This is a genomic window from Streptomonospora nanhaiensis (assembly GCF_026642255.1).
Lineage (GTDB): Bacteria > Actinomycetota > Actinomycetes > Streptosporangiales > Streptosporangiaceae > Nocardiopsis > Nocardiopsis tropica.
Window position 1 is genome coordinate 6,915,227 of sequence record NZ_CP113264.1, and the last position, 16,770, is coordinate 6,931,996.

The 16,770-nt window shown below is 69.7% G+C and carries 18 protein-coding genes; 3 read left to right on the forward strand and 15 right to left on the reverse strand.

From position 1 onward, the window contains the following. Nucleotides 1–100: 100 nt before the first annotated feature. From OUQ99_RS29930 to OUQ99_RS29945, 4 genes are all read right to left on the reverse strand, one after another. Complete coding sequence (locus tag OUQ99_RS29930; RefSeq protein WP_267947101.1) at nucleotides 101–1,480, reverse strand: DUF4407 domain-containing protein; 1,380 nt, start codon at nucleotides 1,478–1,480, stop codon at nucleotides 101–103. Then, on the reverse strand, nucleotides 1,470–2,729 hold the full coding sequence (locus tag OUQ99_RS29935) for a hypothetical protein (protein WP_267947102.1): 1,260 nt from the start codon (nucleotides 2,727–2,729) through the stop codon (nucleotides 1,470–1,472). Before OUQ99_RS29935 ends, OUQ99_RS29930 begins: the two co-directional genes overlap by 11 nt. After that, a complete protein-coding gene (locus OUQ99_RS29940) occupies nucleotides 2,726–4,972 on the reverse strand; it encodes a hypothetical protein (protein WP_267947103.1) in 2,247 nt (748 codons plus the stop codon). The genes OUQ99_RS29935 and OUQ99_RS29940 overlap by 4 nt, the downstream gene beginning before the upstream one ends. Before the next feature lie 333 nt (nucleotides 4,973–5,305). Further along, entirely contained in the window at nucleotides 5,306–6,103 is a 798-nt protein-coding gene (locus tag OUQ99_RS29945; protein ID WP_267947104.1) for a hypothetical protein, read from the reverse strand. A gap of 166 nt (nucleotides 6,104–6,269) precedes the next feature. Here OUQ99_RS29945 and OUQ99_RS29950 point away from each other — a divergent pair, with 166 nt between their 5' ends. Next, the gene (locus tag OUQ99_RS29950; protein ID WP_267947105.1) at nucleotides 6,270–6,767 is read left to right on the forward strand and encodes a hypothetical protein; all 498 of its coding nucleotides are present in this window, start codon (nucleotides 6,270–6,272) and stop codon (nucleotides 6,765–6,767) included. Nucleotides 6,768–6,773: 6 nt separating this feature from the next. Here the strand turns inward: OUQ99_RS29950 and OUQ99_RS29955 are convergent, their stop codons facing one another. From OUQ99_RS29955 to OUQ99_RS29985, 7 genes are all read right to left on the reverse strand, one after another. Beyond that, nucleotides 6,774–7,475, reverse strand: coding sequence for a Crp/Fnr family transcriptional regulator (locus OUQ99_RS29955; RefSeq protein ID WP_267947106.1), 702 nt, complete (start codon nucleotides 7,473–7,475; stop codon nucleotides 6,774–6,776). A 38-nt stretch (nucleotides 7,476–7,513) separates the two neighbouring features. Further along, on the reverse strand, nucleotides 7,514–8,902 hold the full coding sequence (locus tag OUQ99_RS29960; protein ID WP_267947107.1) for an MFS transporter: 1,389 nt from the start codon (nucleotides 8,900–8,902) through the stop codon (nucleotides 7,514–7,516). Between the two features lie 245 nt (nucleotides 8,903–9,147). After that, nucleotides 9,148–9,714: a PIN domain-containing protein gene (locus OUQ99_RS29965; RefSeq protein WP_267947108.1), complete on the reverse strand. Its 567-nt coding sequence runs from the start codon at nucleotides 9,712–9,714 to the stop codon at nucleotides 9,148–9,150. A 14-nt stretch (nucleotides 9,715–9,728) separates the two neighbouring features. Beyond that, on the reverse strand, nucleotides 9,729–10,181 hold the full coding sequence (locus OUQ99_RS29970) for a helix-turn-helix domain-containing protein (protein ID WP_267947109.1): 453 nt from the start codon (nucleotides 10,179–10,181) through the stop codon (nucleotides 9,729–9,731). Between the two features lie 152 nt (nucleotides 10,182–10,333). After that, nucleotides 10,334–10,759 carry a hypothetical protein gene (locus OUQ99_RS29975; protein WP_267947110.1) on the reverse strand — a complete coding sequence of 142 codons (426 nt, stop codon included), beginning with the start codon at nucleotides 10,757–10,759 and terminating at the stop codon, nucleotides 10,334–10,336. Next, the gene (locus OUQ99_RS29980) at nucleotides 10,756–11,277 is read right to left on the reverse strand and encodes an ATP-binding protein (RefSeq protein ID WP_267947111.1); all 522 of its coding nucleotides are present in this window, start codon (nucleotides 11,275–11,277) and stop codon (nucleotides 10,756–10,758) included. The genes OUQ99_RS29975 and OUQ99_RS29980 overlap by 4 nt, the downstream gene beginning before the upstream one ends. A 105-nt stretch (nucleotides 11,278–11,382) precedes the next feature. After that, a complete protein-coding gene (locus OUQ99_RS29985) occupies nucleotides 11,383–12,249 on the reverse strand; it encodes a helix-turn-helix domain-containing protein (RefSeq protein ID WP_267947112.1) in 867 nt (288 codons plus the stop codon). Nucleotides 12,250–12,546: 297 nt separating this feature from the next. Here OUQ99_RS29985 and OUQ99_RS29990 point away from each other — a divergent pair, with 297 nt between their 5' ends. Together OUQ99_RS29990 and OUQ99_RS29995 are read left to right on the forward strand one after the other, a co-directional pair. Continuing rightward, the gene (locus tag OUQ99_RS29990; RefSeq protein WP_267947113.1) at nucleotides 12,547–13,395 is read left to right on the forward strand and encodes a helix-turn-helix domain-containing protein; all 849 of its coding nucleotides are present in this window, start codon (nucleotides 12,547–12,549) and stop codon (nucleotides 13,393–13,395) included. Next, nucleotides 13,395–13,580: a DUF397 domain-containing protein gene (locus OUQ99_RS29995; protein WP_267947114.1), complete on the forward strand. Its 186-nt coding sequence runs from the start codon at nucleotides 13,395–13,397 to the stop codon at nucleotides 13,578–13,580. The genes OUQ99_RS29990 and OUQ99_RS29995 overlap by 1 nt, the downstream gene beginning before the upstream one ends. 224 nt (nucleotides 13,581–13,804) lie before the next feature. Here OUQ99_RS29995 and OUQ99_RS30000 read toward each other — a convergent pair whose 3' ends face one another. From OUQ99_RS30000 to OUQ99_RS30015, 4 genes are all read right to left on the reverse strand, one after another. Next, a complete protein-coding gene (locus tag OUQ99_RS30000) occupies nucleotides 13,805–14,947 on the reverse strand; it encodes a methyltransferase domain-containing protein (protein ID WP_267950561.1) in 1,143 nt (380 codons plus the stop codon). Nucleotides 14,948–15,086: 139 nt separating this feature from the next. Next, entirely contained in the window at nucleotides 15,087–15,926 is an 840-nt protein-coding gene (locus OUQ99_RS30005; RefSeq protein WP_267947115.1) for a helix-turn-helix domain-containing protein, read from the reverse strand. Then, nucleotides 15,926–16,471 carry a DUF6879 family protein gene (locus OUQ99_RS30010; RefSeq protein WP_267947116.1) on the reverse strand — a complete coding sequence of 182 codons (546 nt, stop codon included), beginning with the start codon at nucleotides 16,469–16,471 and terminating at the stop codon, nucleotides 15,926–15,928. Before OUQ99_RS30010 ends, OUQ99_RS30005 begins: the two co-directional genes overlap by 1 nt. Next, nucleotides 16,455–16,685: a hypothetical protein gene (locus OUQ99_RS30015; RefSeq protein WP_267947117.1), complete on the reverse strand. Its 231-nt coding sequence runs from the start codon at nucleotides 16,683–16,685 to the stop codon at nucleotides 16,455–16,457. The genes OUQ99_RS30010 and OUQ99_RS30015 overlap by 17 nt, the downstream gene beginning before the upstream one ends. Nucleotides 16,686–16,770 lie beyond the last annotated feature (85 nt).

Below are 16,770 nucleotides of genomic sequence, written 5' to 3' on the forward strand. Positions count from 1 at the left end.
CGACGGACCGGTGAGGGGCAGGGGTCCCGGAGGGTGACGAAGGGCAGGAAGGCGAAGGGGCGGCGCCCGGTACGGGCTCCGCCCCTCTCCCCGCTCCCCCTCAGCCCTCGCCGTCGGGCCCGCGCTGCCCCCGGTACTGGGAGGCCTGGCGGGCGATCTCGTCCTCCAGGACGGCCCGCTGCCTGACCTTGTCGCTGCGCATCCGCCGGTCGTTCTCGTTGCGGTCGGCCTGCTGCTGGGCGTCCAGGCGCCCCACATCCCGATCTGTGTCCACCTGGAGCTGCTTGCGCCGGATCCGCAGCTTCTCCCCGTGGCGCTCCCGGTGGAAGTCGGCCCGGGCGGTGTACAGCTCGTCGTACTTGCTCGCCCCTCCGAGCACCTTGGTCAGGACCGGGAACAGGTCCACGGCAACCAGCAGGAGCCTCAACAGCAGCACCGCCGCCATGACGTAGAAGTTCCCCCTGGCGAGCTCGCCCAAGGCCTCCATCTCGTCGATGATCCCGTGCTCCCCCTCCGCGGCGGTCCGGTCCGCGACCTTCTCGTCGATCAGCTCGCCGCGCGCGGAGGCGAAATCCGCTGTCGACACCCCCGAAGCGGAAGTGAGGCCCTCCACCTCGGAGTCGAGTTCCAGCAGGTTGGCCTGGTAGGAGGAGAGCCGGCTGTCCTCCTCGAACGCGTCGGCCTCGCCGCGCAGCCGCCGACAGTTGACGCCCTCACCCGCTCGGCCGGTCAGCCCGTCTCCGGAACTGCCGTTGCACTCCAGACGGGCCAGCTCCTGCTTCTCCTCCAGCTGGCCCCGGAGGGAGTCGACGTGTTCCTGCACGCGGTCGCGTTCGGCGACCGTCGCTGCCAGCGCGGACCGGTCGGCGGCGAGAGTGCTGCCGCCGACCGTCAACAGGAACTCCTCCGTGCAGGACGGATCGGTGCTCTGTTCCCCCGACACCGGGTTGCAGCGCTCCAGCGACGACCGGAAGGCCGCCTCCTCCTGCTGCCGGTCGACCCGGATCTCCTGTTCGACGGACGGCCGGAAGACGTAGAGGAGCAGGGGCTCGGCGACGACCACGCTGACCAGCACGGCCAGGATGATCCGCCCCGTGTAGTCGCGGAACCGGTGGCCCTTCTTCACACCGTGCATGGTCGAGAGCATCCAACAGTCGAAGACCAGGATGAGCCCGGCCCAGAACGCGGCGGCGGGGACCAGGAGCGGCCACGGGGTGTCGGTGAACCGGCCGAGCGCGACGAAGACGGCGATCCCGGCCAGGAGGGAGGTGCAGACGACCACCAGCCCCTGGAGGGTGTAGCGGGGGCGTTCCTCGGGGACCTCGTCCAGGAGGTCCTCGTCGACGCCGGTCAGGCGGCGCAGCACACGGCTTGTCCAGGCGCGGAATCTGTACGGACGGCTCTCGGGAGGGAGCCGGGGCTCCTCCGCGGTCTCCGGGCGGGAGCCCGCCTCCGGTGGGGCGACGGTGCTATGCGTCATGGTCGTCCTCGCTCAGGCCCTCCGAATAGGAGCGCCGCCCCCTCACTCCGTTCTCGGGGCCGTCACCGACGGCGGCCTCGCGAGGCAGGACGTGGTCTCCCTCCGTCCTCCCTCCCCCGGAGCGCGGGTCCTCACCGGTCTGCGCGACGATCTCGCCGGTGTCCACGGCGGGCTCCGCCACCGTCTTGTTCCGCTCACCGCTGCCGATCGACTCGGTGCGCATCGGGAACATCTCGGGGTCGACGAAGTCGACGACCTCGGCGGCGGTCATGGCGCCGTCCACATAGTTCTCCCGGATCGCCGTCTGGGCCAACTGGGAGCGGACCTGCATACGGCGGTGCTCGTCCTCACGTGCCCAGGTCTCCCTGCGCAGGGCGAGATCGCGCTCCCACTCCCCCTGGCGCTGCCGCTCCTGCCGTTCGGCCTCCTCGCGCTCCCATTCCCGGGTGAGGGCCCGCTCGCGCTCGGCGGTGATGCGGTGCGCGACCTCGGTCGGGTCGATGCGGCCCTCGGCCAGCGCCAGCATGACCGCGTTGATGGTGTCGTTCTGGACAGCCTCGCTGAGCCCGGCCATGATCGTGCGGGTGTGGTTCGTGACCTTCTCCTTCATCAGGTGGTCGTGCTCGGTGCGGGCCACCTCGACCTCCTGTTCGTGACGGGTGGTGCGCCATGTCCCCCGCGTCTCACGGAGGCTGTTCGGGGTGAGCACCTCCGTACCGACGTACTCGATCCGCATCCCCCGGACCTCGGGCGGCGACAGGTCGATGAACGCCTTGACGTGGCTCCACACCAGCTCGCGGACGTCGTTGATGTCGGCCAGCCTGAGGTTCTGGGCGATCTGCGGCAGCTTGTCGTAGCGCCTCATGTAGCCGGTCAGGAAGCGGTCGGCGTCTCCCCGGCCCTCGCTGACCACGGTCACCGGGTCGATGACCGTACAGGCGAAGGTCGTCCGAACCTCGAACTCGTCGTCCTCCGCGGAGGGGATCGAGAGGACCACCACGACCGCGACGTCGTGTCCGACGTCGACCAGGCTCACGTGGTCCGCCTCGACGACGCGGTTGTCGTCGAGGGCGAGACCGCCCCTGTCCACGTGGAACGCGCCGCCGCTGCGGTAGACGCGCACCTGATGGGCGGCGGGTTGCGGCAGTTCGGAGGCCTCGCGGCGACGGCCGCGCAGGTTGAGGAATCCCTGTCGGGCCGGAGCGCCCAGGGCGCGTTCCTCCACGACCGGATAGGTGGCGGGTTTCATGTCGTCGTCACTTTCGTGAGGGGGTCTGGGCCCGGGCCTGCGCCCGCGCCGGTCGGGGTGTCGGTGCCGTCCCCGAAGACCCCGGCGAGGATCTCCAGGACGGCGTCGGTGGAGGGGTCACTGCCCGCGCAGCGGCGGACCGCGCTGACGAAGCTGGTCCGGAACCCGGTGCGTTCGTCCGGCCGCAGCATCGGTACAAGGGCGAGGAGCAGGTCGCGCGCCGTGCCCTGCGCGTCTGCACCGTTGCGCTGGAGCGCCCTCAGGGTGCGCCACAGGGCCTCGATCGACAGGCGCCGCACAGGGCGATGACGGACCGTCTCCACCCACAGGCAGGCCACTGTGGGGATCTGGTCCGGGGCGAGCATGAGGTGGCGGGCTATCGCCGGGTCGGCGCCGAGGGCTTCCCTCCCCTGTCCGTCCTCCGCCGCGAGAGGTCCCGCGGTGCCGTCCGGGCCGTCGCCGGGTTCGGCCGGGGACCGGCCGTCGCCGTCCAGGGCCTCTCCGGTACCCGTGTCGTCGGGCCCGTCGTCCTCGTGGGCCGGGGGCGGCCCCCCGGTGACGGGTTCGCTTGTGGGGACCGTGAGGGCGGAGAAGACGGCGATGATCAGCAGTGTCCGGTTGATCCGGTCGGAACCGAAGCGGCGGATGTCGAGCAGTCCGTCGTCGAGCCTGCGCAGCACGGCCCGTCCGTTGCCGCCCCTGTCCACCAGGCTGCCGAAGAGCGTGCCGATGGACTGGGCCGCGCCCAGCCGTCGCTCCGCCGCATCCTCTTCGAGCATCCGGGACCACAGCCGGTTGAAGGCCTCGGTCGGATAGGCCACGCCCAGCTCGCCGCTCCACACGTGGAGTGCCGTCTCGGCCTGCGCCGGCGTGCCGTGGGAGAGCCAGCGGTCCGCGGTCCGCAGGACCACGGGGGCGAGCCCCTCGTCCATGCACATGGACCACAGGACGAAGACGCACGTGTCGCGGCCGTCGCCGTCACCCCTTCTCGACCACCGGTCCAGGTAGAGATCGTGGACCTCCTCGAAGGCGATTCCGGCCAGGGCCGCCAGGCCGCGGGCGAGGAACACCCTCCGGGTCTCGTGACCGACGACCGTCCTGGTCCAGGACTCGACGGCGTTCCAGAAGTCCGCGTCGTAGCGCTCCCACAGCTGACGCAGGACCTCGGCCCGGTCGCCGTTCTCGGCGAACCCGGGGAAGCGCCGGACCAACCAGCCGTCGTCGCGGAGCCTGACCCGGATCAGGCTGTGCCCTCCCGCGCCTCGCCGCCGCCGAAGCATGGGCAGGCGGTCCGGTTCCTTCTCGGTGTCACCTTCCGCCGTACGCCCGGAAGACCCCTCCAGGGGAGCCGTTGACGGAAAGGCCCTGTTCAGACGGTGGTGCAGTCGTTTGGCAAGGATCTCGTAGTCGCGTTCGTGCACACCGTGGAGGAGCGCGAGCGCGGTGGCGTCGGCGACGTCACGCCTTTCCGGGTCGGCGTCGAACCACTCCTGGACCCGGGTACGGGAGGAGGACCGCAGGACGCCCTCGACCGCTGCCTGTGGGTCCTCTCCGGCTGCGATCCCCTCCGCGACAGCCACGACGTCGGCGAGTGACCGGTCGTCCGGGAGGGCGGCGGCGGCCTTCTCGGCCGCCTCCGGCACGCCGGGGTCACCACCGGGGTCCGTGCCTTCCTCCCCCGGGGCCCGTGCCCGCAGGTGTTCGTGGAGGACGTCGACCACGCGGGGGCGGGTCCAGGGGACGGAGGGCGCCGTCCTCCCGGTGGGAACACCCCGGTCGCAGGTGAGGACGAGGTGTGCCCCGGCGTTGGCGACACACCCGAACAGCACCGACCACTGGTACTCGTGCTCCGCCGGTGAGTCCCACCGGTCCACGCCGAACCAGTCCAGGACGATGTAGCCGCGGCCGGACACGAAGTCGCGGTCCGCCAGGGACTCCAGGGTCTGGCTCGGCGGGAGCACAGTGATCCCGCCGTCGGAGAGCCTCGAGAGGAGGGAGATCGCTCCGGTCCTCTTACCGGTTCCCGCCTCCCCTGTGAGGACGAGGACGGCCCTGTCCGCCAGGAGCTCGGCTGCGGCCGTGTAGCCCTCAGGGGTGGCGAAGGCCCGGACGGCCTCGCTGATCTCGTGGTCCCGCATGGGGCCGGTGACCGATGGGCGTGGGGAGTTTGGTTCCCCGGGCTCCCCCGCCGCACCGAAGGTACCGTTCTGGGCGTTGACCATGCCGTAGAACACGTTGGTCACCCGGCTGGGGATCTCTGTCCACGGATCGGTTCGGTCGCGGGGCCCGTCGTCGGGCCCGGTTCCCTCACGCTCTCCGGGGCCTGACGGGGCGTCGACGGGGGGACCGTCACCGGGAGGCGCCTTGCCCGGGGTCTCGGAGGCACCGGGCTCCCGGTCCGCCTCCCCCTGCCGCCTCCGGTCGGCCGCCTCTTTCTCGCGCTCGGGGCCCTTCCCGCGCGGTGACCGCCCGGCCCCGGCGGAGCGGGCGGCCCGACGCTCTTCGCGCGGCCGCTCCGCCGCACCGTCCGGCCGTCGTCGGGGGGCCTCGTCGGGGTGTTCGTCCACGTGCCCCCCCTAGTGGCGGACGCCGAAGACGGCGTTGGAGGCGTCGACGTTGCCGTGCATGACGTTGGTGACCGCTGGGGAGTCTCGTCGCTCCGGTCCGGCCCCCGGCTCCCCGGGCCGGGCGGACCGCTCCGCCTCCGGGGCCGGGGAGGGAGCCGGGCCCGCTCCGGAGGTGGTCGGGGAGAGGGCGGTGGCGCCGCCCCCGAAGGCCCCGGGCCTGCGCGGGTGGTGACCGGGCACGTGCACCCAGACCGGCTCCTCGTACTCCTTGTTGCGGACGGTCGTGAGGACGAAGTCCTCGGGGCGCAGGCGTGTGTGGCCCTGGGCGACGACGTCCTGGTGGACGGGGGCGGTCACAGCGACGACGAGGTCGGCGCCCGAGCCCGAGAGGACGTCGCGCAGGGCGTCGCTGTCCACGACCCGGGCAGCGGTGACGATCCCATTGCCGGAGTAGCCGGCGGTCGGCGAGGACACGGCGGACCCGTGGTGGATGACCATGCGCAGTCGCAGGCGCCCCGCCTCGGTCCGGTTGTGGTTGTGGCGGCGCAGGACGTAAGCGACCTCGGGAACGTAGAGGTCGAGCAGGCGGGGCTCCTCCACCGTGGTCGGCAGGACCGCCATCTCTCCGTCGCCCGTGGTCGAGACGTGCCACGTCCCCCGATCGAGGCCCACGCGCTCGGCCGCCGCGGTGAGCAGGACGGGGATGGCCTCCTGGATCTGGTGCTGGGTGAGCTCGTCCGAACTCCCGTAGCCCTTGGCGTCGACCGTGACGATGAGACGCCGACCGAAATCGGGTGTCTGTGTCATTTCCTCACTACTTCCTCATGTGAAATCGCGGAACGCTGCCAGTGTGGTCCGCAGCGCGCAGGCGAATCCCTGACCAGTCGGCAATCCACCCGCTCCACCGGCGTGAGAACCGGCACACAGCGGAACACGGACCAATCGGCCATCCGAACCACCAGGGGGGAGTGCAATGGAGGTCGTTTCTCGCACCGAAGAAGGGATGGCAATGGAATCTCGCAGGGAGGACGTTATCGACTCAGCCCTGGCCGCAGTGGCGTTTTTCCAGAACAACGTCTCCCAGGCCGACACGAAGATCGGTTTTCTGTGCGCCGCCCAGGCGGGGTTCGCCATGGCGCTCGTGAACGGCGAGGGCGTGTCCGAAGGACATCCGATCACCTCGGCTTTATCTCTCCTGGCCTGCGCGTTCGCCTTCCTGGCATCGGGCTATCACCTGGTTTTGGCACTGCGTCCGAGAACGCTTTTCCGCGGTGGCGGGAGGATGGTCATCGGTTTTCCCCGCCCGAACTCCGCGCGCCCGTTGACCGCGGACGAGGTGTGGCGCATGGCAGAGGTCTTCTCCACCATTTCCAGGGCCAAGAACCAGCACATCCGGAGGTGCATCCCGTGGCTGGCGTTCATGCTCGTCCTGGTCGTGGCGAATGGTCTGGCGGGAAGACTCACCCCCTGATGCACTTCATCCCTTTTCGTACACCGCGTGCAGTCTGTCCATATCGATAATCACGACGTGGCGGTAACGCGTCAGCAGCAACCCCTCGTCGCGGAACCGCCTCATGGCGTTGCCGACGGCGTCCGTGCGGGCCCCGATGAGCTTGCCCAGGTCGGTCTGCGACAGCCGCACCCCCAACTCGACGCCCTCGGGGGAGCGGATGCCGTGCCGCCCGCCCAGGTCCACGAGAACGCGGGCGAGGCGGGCGTCCACCTCGTAGCCGACGAACTCGGCGCGGTGCCGGTCAGCGGATTCCAGACGGTCGCCCATGACCGCACCGACCGCCTCCCAGGCGTCGCGGTGCCCGTCCAAGAAATCCCGGAAGACCTTGTACGTGTAGGAACGGACGGTCATCGGCGTGCACGCCATGACGGTGGCGCTGGCCCCGCTGGCGCGAAACATGCCCATCTCGCCCACGACGTCGCCGTGCACCCGAATGCCGAGCATCACCTCGGTACCGTTGCGCAGTACCGAGGTGACCTTGGCGAAGGCGGGCTCGCCGGCCTCGGGAGGGCTCAGGAGCAGGATCATCTCCCTGTTCTCGCCCTGACCGATCAGCACGTCGTCGGCGGACAGGCGGCGGGGCGGGGCCAGAGCCAGCAGCCTGGTCGCCGTGTCGGCCCCCACCCTCGCCATGAATGTCCCGGCAGGCCAGTGGTTCGTCGTCATCGTGGCTCCTCCCAGGACCCATGATGCCCGCCCGCCTCTCAGGAGAGGGGTGATTTCTCCGGTTCCTTCTCCCCGCGCCCGCCCAGGACGAGGACCCCCGCCGCCGCCAGGGCGGCGACCCCGGCCAGGGCGAGGGCCACGACGTGGAACGCCTCCGTGAACCCCTCCCCCTCCAGCCGGCCCCCGGTGAGCGCCGCGAGGACGGCCCCCGCGCAGGCGAGGGCGACCGTCTCCACGATGATGCGGGTCGCGTTGAACACCCCGGCGGCGACCCCGGTCCGCTCGACGCCCACCACCCCCATCGCCATGCCGTCGACGGTGCCGTTGGTGAGACCCACACCCACCCCGATCAGCAGGAACGGGAGCAGGAGGGTCCACGGCGTGGCGTCCGGACCGAGCACCAGCAGGCCCGCGGAGCCCGCTCCGCACAGGACCAGGGCGCCCGCCACGACCGCGGTGTGGGGCAGCCGGGCGGCCAGCTCCGCCCCCAGCGCGGGCAGGAACAGCGTCGGCCCCGTGAGCATCAGCAGCCACAGTCCGGCCTGCGCCGCTCCCAGGCCCACCACCGCGATCAGGTACGAGGGCAGGTAGACGAGCAGGGGGACGAGCACCGCCATGAACACGGCCGCGGCCAGGGCGTACGCGACGAACCTCCGGTTGCCGAGCAGCGCCACGTCGACCAGCGGTTCGGGGCTGCGCCGTTCGACCAGGACGAAGGCGGCCAGCAGCAGTGCGGACACCGCGAGCCCCGCCAGCACCACCGGCAGGCCCCGTGCGGGGCCCTCGACCAGGGCGGCGATCAGGACCGCCAGCGCCGAGGTGAACAGGACCGCGCCCGGCCGGTCGACCGGCCTCCCGGTGCCGCGCGCGGCGGGCATCAGCGGGACCAGCGCCAGGGCGAGACCGGCGACCACGGCCGGGGCGGCGAACGCGGCCCGCCAGCCCAGGGTGTCCACCAGCAGCCCGGCGACGGCGGGGCCGAAGGCGGTGCCCGCGCCCAGCACAGTGCCGAGGAGGCCGAAGGCCCGCGCACGCGCGGACCCCTCGAAGGTCGCGGCGAGCATCGCACCGCCCCCGGCGACCGCCGCCGCGGCGCCGACGCCGCCGACGGCGCGGAACAGGTTCAGCACGGCGACGTCCCGCGCGAACAGGCACAGCAGGCCGGCCGCGCAGAAGAGGAGGACCCCTGCGGCGTAGACGCGCCGACGGCCGACCGAGTCGGCCACGGACCCGGCGCACACGAGGAACGCGGCGAAGCACGCGTTGTAGGAGTTGACGACCCACTGGAGCGCGGTCGGGCCGCCGCCGAGCTCGGCGCCGACGGCGGGCAGCGCCACCGAGGCGCCGGTGATGGCCAGGGGGAACGTGAGGGTGGATAGGAGGACGGCGAGGAGGACTACCCCGCCGCGTGCGGGTGGTGTGGACAAGTCGGAGGCTCCGGGCGTTCAGGAACGGAGCCGGGGCAGCACGGAGGGCCGCACCGGCGTGGTCGCTGATGCGGCGGAGGACTCTGGGGTCGGCCGCCGCTAGGCGGCCACGTCAACCGATTCGGGCACGGGCCGGACACTAGCCGAGCCCTGCCGCGGACCGCCACCGGTTTTCGCGCCTCTCCACCACGCCGGGCGGGGCCGCCCTGTCCTTACTCCGGTCACGTGGGCGGTGGAGAACCGACTCAGTAGAAGCGGAGCCGTGTTCTGAGGCGTTCGGCGAACTCGCGGACCCCCGCCTTGGCCAGGTCGTCCGAAAGGTCTTCCGGTGTCTTGGGAGGGCGGCGCTTCTCCCTTGCCAGTCGAACGACGGTCGTGACCACCTCTCTCGGCAACTCGTCCAGCAACTCGCAGAGGTAGGTGTCGGGGTCGACGATCCGCAGACCCAGTTCCGCCAGTGGCGCCGTGGGAAAATCGCCTCTGTCCCAGGTGAGAAGCATATGGGCCTGTCCCGCGAGCGCGGCGGCCATGTGGTGGCGGTCGTCGGGGTCGCCACCGGGCATCTTGTCCGTCAGGGAGGCGTAGTCGTCCTCGGGAACGCAGCTCTCGGAGAAGTACTCCCTGATCGCCGAAGTGATCGCCTCGGCTGAGCCCTCCGAGCGATGGTGTTCACGGACGATCACCCTCTTCCACTCCGCCAGGAGCCTCTCGGTCCAGATCACCTCGTGGACCATGTCCTCGGTCAGTGCCAGGAGAAGATCCATGACCGAGAAGGGGAAGAGCACGTTGGTGTCGACGAAAATCCGGGACATGTGGGACCTGGCACTCAGTAGGGGAACTCGGCGGACTCGACCTCTTCGGCGATCCGCCGTCTACCGGTGCGCCGTTTGTCCCTCCGTTCCTGGAACTCCAGGACATCGGCAAGTCGAACGACCCGGTGCCGGCTGCCGGGCAGGCGTTCGGACGGGATGTCCCCCGCATCGAGAAGACGTGAGACGAAGGGTCGCGACAGGCCCAGCAGCTCTCCCACCTCCGTGGGGGTCAGACTCGTGTCGGACGCCAACACCGTGACGGCGTGTCCTTCCGAGAACTCGTTGGCCGATGCCAACAGGATCTTCACCAACGATTCCGGCAGGGTTACCTCGGAGTCGTCGGACAGCCTCAGCACCAGCCGCGAACCGCCGTCAGCGGCACCGTTGACGACTCGCTCGGCCATCAGGCGGTCTTCGACGCCGGGCTCGACCCGGGGCGCACGACCCAGCACACTCGATCTCACCATCTCGGCCTCCTGTCACCGAACTCATGATATCTGAAATAAGTGTAACCACAGGGCGTTCTCGACAGCTCGTCGACCCACGGCACAATCGATGCGACCTGACACGGCCGTGTCGCTCGTCGGTCTGACACGGCCGTGACGGCGTCGATGCGGGCCTACAAGAACCCGAGGAGGCCACAGCCGATCGCACCGGCCAGGACAGCCAGGCCGTGGCTGGCCACAGCCCAGCCGATGCGGCGGCGGGGTTTGCGGTGGCTCGCCGGGCGGCGCGGCAGCGAACTCGTCCCGGCACGGGAAGCCGGGACTCGCGGCGGGGCCGGTTCGCCAGCGGGAAGAGACGGCCGTCCGGCCTCCTGGGCGGCGATCGCGAGGTCCATCCACGGGGGCACCGCGCCGTGGACGAGGCTGTAGCGAACCCGGGGGTTCTCCCCCATCTGGGCGAGGATGGCGCGTTCCCGCGGGGTCCTCCCCAGGGACGCGAGCGGGGGCTCGACGGGGCCGCCCGTGTGGGCACGGCGGTGCTGGTGCCCTCGGGACGTGTGGAGGGCCCGCCCCGTGCAGGGGCCGGTGGAGACGGTCATCGGACGTCTCCACCCTGGAAAGACAGGGAGAACTCGGCCCACAGGACGGTTCCGAGCCCCTCGCAGAACGGGAAGTCGACCACCCGGAAGGTTCCCCACCGGGTGGCGAGGTGGTGGACGATCAGCAGGCCCCGGCCCCGTTCGGCGTCCCGCCATTCCTGAGCGGTGCGCTGACGGGGGATGCGGGGGCGGGTATCCGTGTCCCGATACCCGTCGTCAATGATCGACAGCCGGATCGTGCGTTCGTCGGGGCCGGTCAGGGTGCGGATGACCCGGCCGTCCTCCTCGCCGGACCTGGCGTGGTCGCACGCGTTGGCGAACATCTCGCTGGCGCACAGGACGATCGAATCGGCCTGGTCCGGGTCCAGGTCCGGGAGCCGGGAGAGGTCTCGGCTCAGATCAGCGCGGACACGGGCGGTGGTGGCGAGGGTCCCGGGGTACAGGCGGGGCTCCCACCGGCGTTCCGGGTTGTCCACGGCGGGGGCTTCGGGGGCAGGGCGGGGCGGCAGAATGAACATGCCACGATCTCCTTGTTCAGGGGTGTGGGTCGTCGGCCGTGCCCTGGGGGTGTGATTGCACCCGCCAGGGCTTTCGCGTGCCCGGCCGGGGCACGTGCGCGTGGATCAGCTGTTCCGACTCGCGGCCGGTGCGTTGATGAGCGAGGACAGGCCGCCCGTGCCGGAACCGGCGGTGATGGCCTGCCGCTTGGGCGGTTCCTCGAACCGCTTCGCCGCCTCCTCGATGAGGCGCAGTGACGCCTGCGCGGACAGGGCCACGCTCTGCAGGGTGGCGAAGAGGTCCGTGTAGCCCTTGATCTGCTTGGCGTCGGTGACGGTGTGGCCCGGCCCGCGCGGGTGCGGGGTGTAGGCGAGCGTGTGGCGGGGCGAGAAGGACAGGGTCCAGAACGCGCCGCGCAGGCCGGGGTGGTGGGGGAGGCCGTCGGGGACCACCTGGACGGTCACCGCCTCGGAGGCGGCGAGCTCGCACAGGTGGCGGAGCTGGTCGTGCGTGGTCCTGGTGTCGGAGACGACCCGGGTGAGTGCTGCCTCGTCCACCACCAGGCAGTGGAACGGGGGACCGTACGAGGTGGAGGACACCCGGCGGACGCGCGGCCGGTCCCTGAGTACCAGCCGGGCCTCCATGGGGCGCTCGACGCGGGTCAGGGCCCGTGCGTACTCCTCGGTGAGGAAGGGGTCGGGGAGGACGAGCGGTGCGTAGTAGCGCATCTGGTTGACCTGCTCCGTCAGGGCGAAGATGTCCGCACCGGCCTGGAGGGAGGTCGTGATGCGGGTCTGCGCCCAGGCGTCGAGCAGGACGCCCTCCGCTTCGAGTTTCTCGTCCAGGACGATCGCCGCACCGAGATCGGGGACGTGGGAGCCCTCCTCGATCAGACCCAGAGTGCCGACGGAGAAGAGGCTGCGCTCGGTCACCTCCTCCGGGGACACCCCCGCCTTCTCGCGGGCCACCCGGACCCGGGTGCCGAAACGCACCCATGGGTCGGAGCCCTCCCCGCCCATGTCCGCACGAGCATGTATCCGCCGTTCACCAGCCATGACAGCCCTCCTGGAAGAGACGTACAGGCCCACCCGGATGCGCAAGGGACGTTCGGAGCTACCGAGAATCTCCCGAACACTCACACCGAAGCGCAACAGGTGGAATACTCACTGTGAACAGGAGACCTGCTTGCCAGGAGAAAGTCAAGTAGAATTTCCACTTAAGCGCAAAGAACCTGGTGGCAAGGCAATCCAAAGCGGACCTTAGACAGCAAAAGGGATAGGTGATCGACCTTGACGACTCCCGGACCACGCGTTCTCCGCCTTCAACTGGGCAGGGAGATCCGACGACTTCGGGAAGGCGCCAACCTGACGCGGGATGACCTCGCCCGAGCCCTGTCGTGCGGCGCGTCCAAGGTGAGCAAGATCGAGTCAGGTTTCAGCACGGTGACTTCCACCGAGACGAGCAAACTCGTGAAGCTCTTCAAGCTCAGTGCTGACGAGGCTGCGACCTTCCGCGACCTGGCTGCGTCTGCCCGCAAGCGCGGGTCCTACGGCAAGGTCCTGGACTTCGCCCGTGGATACGTGAGCATGGAGGCCGATGCCGGTGAACTGAAGTTCTTCTACGAAGAGCTGGTGCCAGCACCGTTCCAGACACGCGCCTACGCCACTGCGGTCTGCTCAACCTCGGTGACCATCGCACCCGCCGATATCGACCAAGTCGTCCAGGGCAGGTTGGAGAGGGCGTCGATCCTGACCGACGCCTCACCACCGAAGGTGGCGATCATCCTCGGCGAAGGTGTTCTGCATCGAACCATCGGTGGCGTCTCCGTTCTCCGGGAACAACTTGAACACCTCCACGGTCTCGCACAGAGACCGCACATCGACCTGCAGATCCTTCCGTACAGCTCTGGAGAACACGCCGCTATGGGCACCGGCTTCACACTCTTGAACCTGAGGGAGGTAGAAGCGACATACGTCTACTTGGAGGACCTCACCAGCTCCGATTTCTGGGACCGTCCGCAGCACACCGGAGTGTACGAACTGGTCTTCAACAAGCTCCAAGTAGCGGCGCTGGGCAAGCGTGAGAGCATACTTCTCATAGAGGACAGCATCAGAGCCTTGAATGAGAGGAACCGCTGATGTCTCAGCAGAACCGGGCGTCGGCTCCGTGGCACAAGAGCAGCTACAGCTCGGGAGCCCACAACTGTGTTGAGGTCTCCGAGGGGTCGCTCACCGGCATGCGCGACACCCAGAACCGCGACCAGGGCACCCTGACCTTCGACTCCGCCGAATGGCACGCGTTCCTCGGCAGCGCGAAGGGCTGACCCGGTACCGAAGGGCCGCGCCACCGGGCACGTCCCTTCGGTCCTCTGGAGACAGGGCCGAGGCCCCATCGGTCCGGCGCCCCACGGCTGCTTGCCGGTCCCGTTGCAGAGCGGGCACGGGATCCGGTCGACCTTCCCGTCCCGGGACTGCGTGATGGTCTTCCTCCCGTGGCAGGTGGAGCAGTTCACCTCTTTGCCGTGGTCACCCACGTGCGTCTCCTTCCTCACCGCGCCAGGTTGCGCGGCTGGTCCAACCACACCTGCCGGCCTTCGGCGTCCACGGTGAGCCCGAACCGCTCCAGTTCCGGCTCCCCCAGACCCACCCACGCCAGGTAGGCGGCCTCCATCTCCGACCACAGGTCACGGGGCCCGTACTCGGTGACCTCCCCCGCGCCCCCGTCCCCCAGGCGAATCGCCAGGGCGTACGCGCCTGTCACCGGGTCGTGCAGCCCCACCCGGTCGTCCCCCTCACCGATCCCGTTGACCACGACCCCGGGCAGCAGCGCGGCCACCACCATTTCCAGCCCCGGGCCCGCACTCGTCACCACCATCGGGTCCAGCCGCGCCTCCGACTCACGCGACTCCCCCTGAGGGGAGGGATATCCGGGACGCTGGGAGCGCGCCACCATGAACGCCGTTCCGCCGTGGAGCCGGCCGATCGCCCGGTCTCCCGTGGCCCTGAGCCTGAGCTTGTGGCCCCGGACCTGCACGGGTGACCACGACGCGACGATCACTCCCCCTGGACGGGTCTGCTCCACCCAGGCGAACGGCACCTCGCGCACGGCGCACGTCACGTGCACGCGGTCGTAGGGAGCCCCCTCGGGGAACCCGGCGAGCCCGTCTCCCACCACCAGGTTCGGCCGGTACCCGGCGACCTCCAGGTGGTCGGCCGCGACCTTGGAGACCTGCTCGTCCACCTCGACCGAAGTGACGCTGTCCGCACCCAGGCGTTCGGAGAGGAGCGCGGCGGTCCATCCGGTCCCGGTGCCGACCTCCAGCACCCGGTCACCCGGGTAGGGATCGAGCAGAGCGAGGAACTCCCCGACCAGGCTGGGCGCGGTGCTCGAACTGCTCGGCGCACCGGTGCGCACCGTGTCCTCGGACAGTTCCACGGCCCCGTCCGCGATCTGGGTGAGCAGGGTCGTGTCCGCGTAGACGGCGGCCCGCCACCGTTCCGGGTCCTCGGTGCGGTCGACCCAGTACGACGGTTCGTCGCCCATGGGACCCGCCTGGACGGCGTCCGGGATGAAGAACTCCCGGGGAACGCTCCGGAACACCTCTTTCCAGGCCGCGGGTACGAGCACCGCCAGGTCCCCAGGACCGGGTTCGTCGGTCATGCGGACTCCCTTCTCGGTCAGAGTCGTCATGCTCACGACGGTGGCTCCTCCGCGCATCGCAGTCGGAGGAACCAAGCAGGAGACTATTCCAAGAAACTAGCCACAACAGGGAATAGTTCTGTGGCCGCAAAGCAAGGAGACCCGAAGGAGGTCCCGTGAAGGGGAGGGGTCAGGCGTGCTCGCGCGTCAGTTCCGCGAGGAAGGCGCGCGCCTCGTCGCCGTAGATCGCGGCGTCCGCGAAGTACGCGAACATGCGCAGATGGAAATCGATGTCCCTGGCGTCCGTGAGCACCCGGTGCGTCGTGAAGTTCTCCACCGCGACCTCGCGCTCGTCACGGATGTCGAAGCCGTTGTTCGGGAACTCGGGAACCTCGACCCTCCACGGAAGCAGGCCGAGGCGCACGTTCGACAGGGTGGAGAGGTTGGCGAGGCGGTCCATCTGGGCGGTCATGGTCGCCGTCCCACCCATGCGCCAACGAAGCGCAGCCTCCGTGATGACGAAGTGGAAGCTCCTCTCGGGCTGGAACAGCGCCGACTGCCGGTCGAGCCTGGCAGCCACGGCCCGGGCGACGTCGACTCCGGCACAGGAGAGGGGGCGGCTGAATACGGCCCGCGCGTACTCGGCCGTCTGGAGCAGCCCCGGAACGGTGCTCGGCTCGAAGACCCGGAGGAGGGTCGTCGAGGACTCCACGCGTTTGATGCCCCGCTGCTCGTGCTCCAGTCCGCGCTTTCGCAGCATGCGCAGCGAGCGGTAACGGTCGTTCAGCTCCGCGACCCGCGTTTCGAGGGCGAGACGCTCGTCCCGGCCCGGTCGATACAGCCCGACCAGCTGCCGCACGTCGTCCGAGGAGGGGGTGGCTCTGCCCGTCTCGATCTTGGAGATCTTGGACTGGCTCCAGCCGAGGCGCGTCGCCGCCGTCACACCGGACATGCCGACATCCGTGCGGAGTCGGCGGAGGTCCTCCGCCAACTCCGCACGGATGCGTTCAAAGGATTCAGGTGTGGTCATCAGTCCCTGTGGTACTGCGGATGCGCGCTCCAATACTCCCTGAAGGGTACGGCCTGGCCGACAGCCAGATCGCGTTGGGCGCGGTAGTGCTCCAGATCGGGCTCCACCAGGAGTTCCTTGCCGAGGAATTCGCCGTCGTCCCGGTAGTCCATGCGGACCACATGGGTCTCGTCGAAGAACCAGAAGTCTTCGTCGAGCAGCCCTTCGGGCCGACCGTGTTCGGCGGTGTCGAGGATGAGGATCTCCTCGCCGGCCCGGGAGGTGAAGGCGTACCCCCACTCCATCTCGTAGCGGAGGTAGTCCGTCAGGGGGCCGTGGACGACATGGACCCGGTAACGCCGGATGCCACGGCTCGTCTGGTCCTTGACCTCCTGCATGTAGGGAGTGGTGACACCCGCCCTCGGACAGGGTTCCCCTGCGAGGTAGGACTCCAGCGTCGAGGCTTCGGACACCGGGTTGTAGACCGGCAGGGTCTCCAACCCGAAGACGCTCTTGGTCGTCCCGTCGAACAGTTCGTCGAAGCCCGCGTTAGTCAGAGACGGCACGGACCCCCCTCAACAACTCGGTGGGCACCTCGACCGCGGACTCGCCCTCAGGAAGGCCGATCTGCTTCAGGGCTTGGGGGTCGGAGAGTACGTAGCCCTGGACGACGAGGGTTCCGCGATCGGTTTCATAGACAGCCGGACAGCTCCTGTTCTCGCATCCGTCGGTGATCTTCGTGAGTTTCGAGGGGTCTCCTCGCTCGAAGGGAGCCGACACGGAGAGAGTATTCCCGCAAGCAGGCAATGTAAAGGAATAACCCACACCAACGCGACTGCCTGTGACGATCGGGTCACCGCTCCCC

What these genes read in the sequence shown, in the direction of transcription:
- OUQ99_RS29965 (WP_267947108.1), bottom strand. Translation starts at nt 9,714, where the DNA reads ATGTCCCGGATTTTCGTCGACACCAACGTGCTCTTCCCCTTCTCGGTC.
- OUQ99_RS30005 (WP_267947115.1), bottom strand. Translation starts at nt 15,926, where the DNA reads ATGACCACACCTGAATCCTTTGAACGCATCCGTGCGGAGTTGGCGGAG.
- OUQ99_RS29970 (WP_267947109.1), bottom strand. Translation starts at nt 10,181, where the DNA reads ATGGTGAGATCGAGTGTGCTGGGTCGTGCGCCCCGGGTCGAGCCCGGC.
- OUQ99_RS29955 (WP_267947106.1), bottom strand. Translation starts at nt 7,475, where the DNA reads ATGACGACGAACCACTGGCCTGCCGGGACATTCATGGCGAGGGTGGGG.
- OUQ99_RS29945 (WP_267947104.1), bottom strand. Translation starts at nt 6,103, where the DNA reads ATGACACAGACACCCGATTTCGGTCGGCGTCTCATCGTCACGGTCGAC.
- OUQ99_RS29950 (WP_267947105.1), top strand. Translation starts at nt 6,270, where the DNA reads ATGGAGGTCGTTTCTCGCACCGAAGAAGGGATGGCAATGGAATCTCGC.
- OUQ99_RS29930 (WP_267947101.1), bottom strand. Translation starts at nt 1,480, where the DNA reads ATGACGCATAGCACCGTCGCCCCACCGGAGGCGGGCTCCCGCCCGGAG.
- OUQ99_RS29980 (WP_267947111.1), bottom strand. Translation starts at nt 11,277, where the DNA reads ATGTTCATTCTGCCGCCCCGCCCTGCCCCCGAAGCCCCCGCCGTGGAC.
- OUQ99_RS29995 (WP_267947114.1), top strand. Translation starts at nt 13,395, where the DNA reads ATGTCTCAGCAGAACCGGGCGTCGGCTCCGTGGCACAAGAGCAGCTAC.
- OUQ99_RS30000 (WP_267950561.1), bottom strand. Translation starts at nt 14,947, where the DNA reads ATGACGACTCTGACCGAGAAGGGAGTCCGCATGACCGACGAACCCGGT.
- OUQ99_RS29975 (WP_267947110.1), bottom strand. Translation starts at nt 10,759, where the DNA reads ATGACCGTCTCCACCGGCCCCTGCACGGGGCGGGCCCTCCACACGTCC.
- OUQ99_RS29935 (WP_267947102.1), bottom strand. Translation starts at nt 2,729, where the DNA reads ATGAAACCCGCCACCTATCCGGTCGTGGAGGAACGCGCCCTGGGCGCT.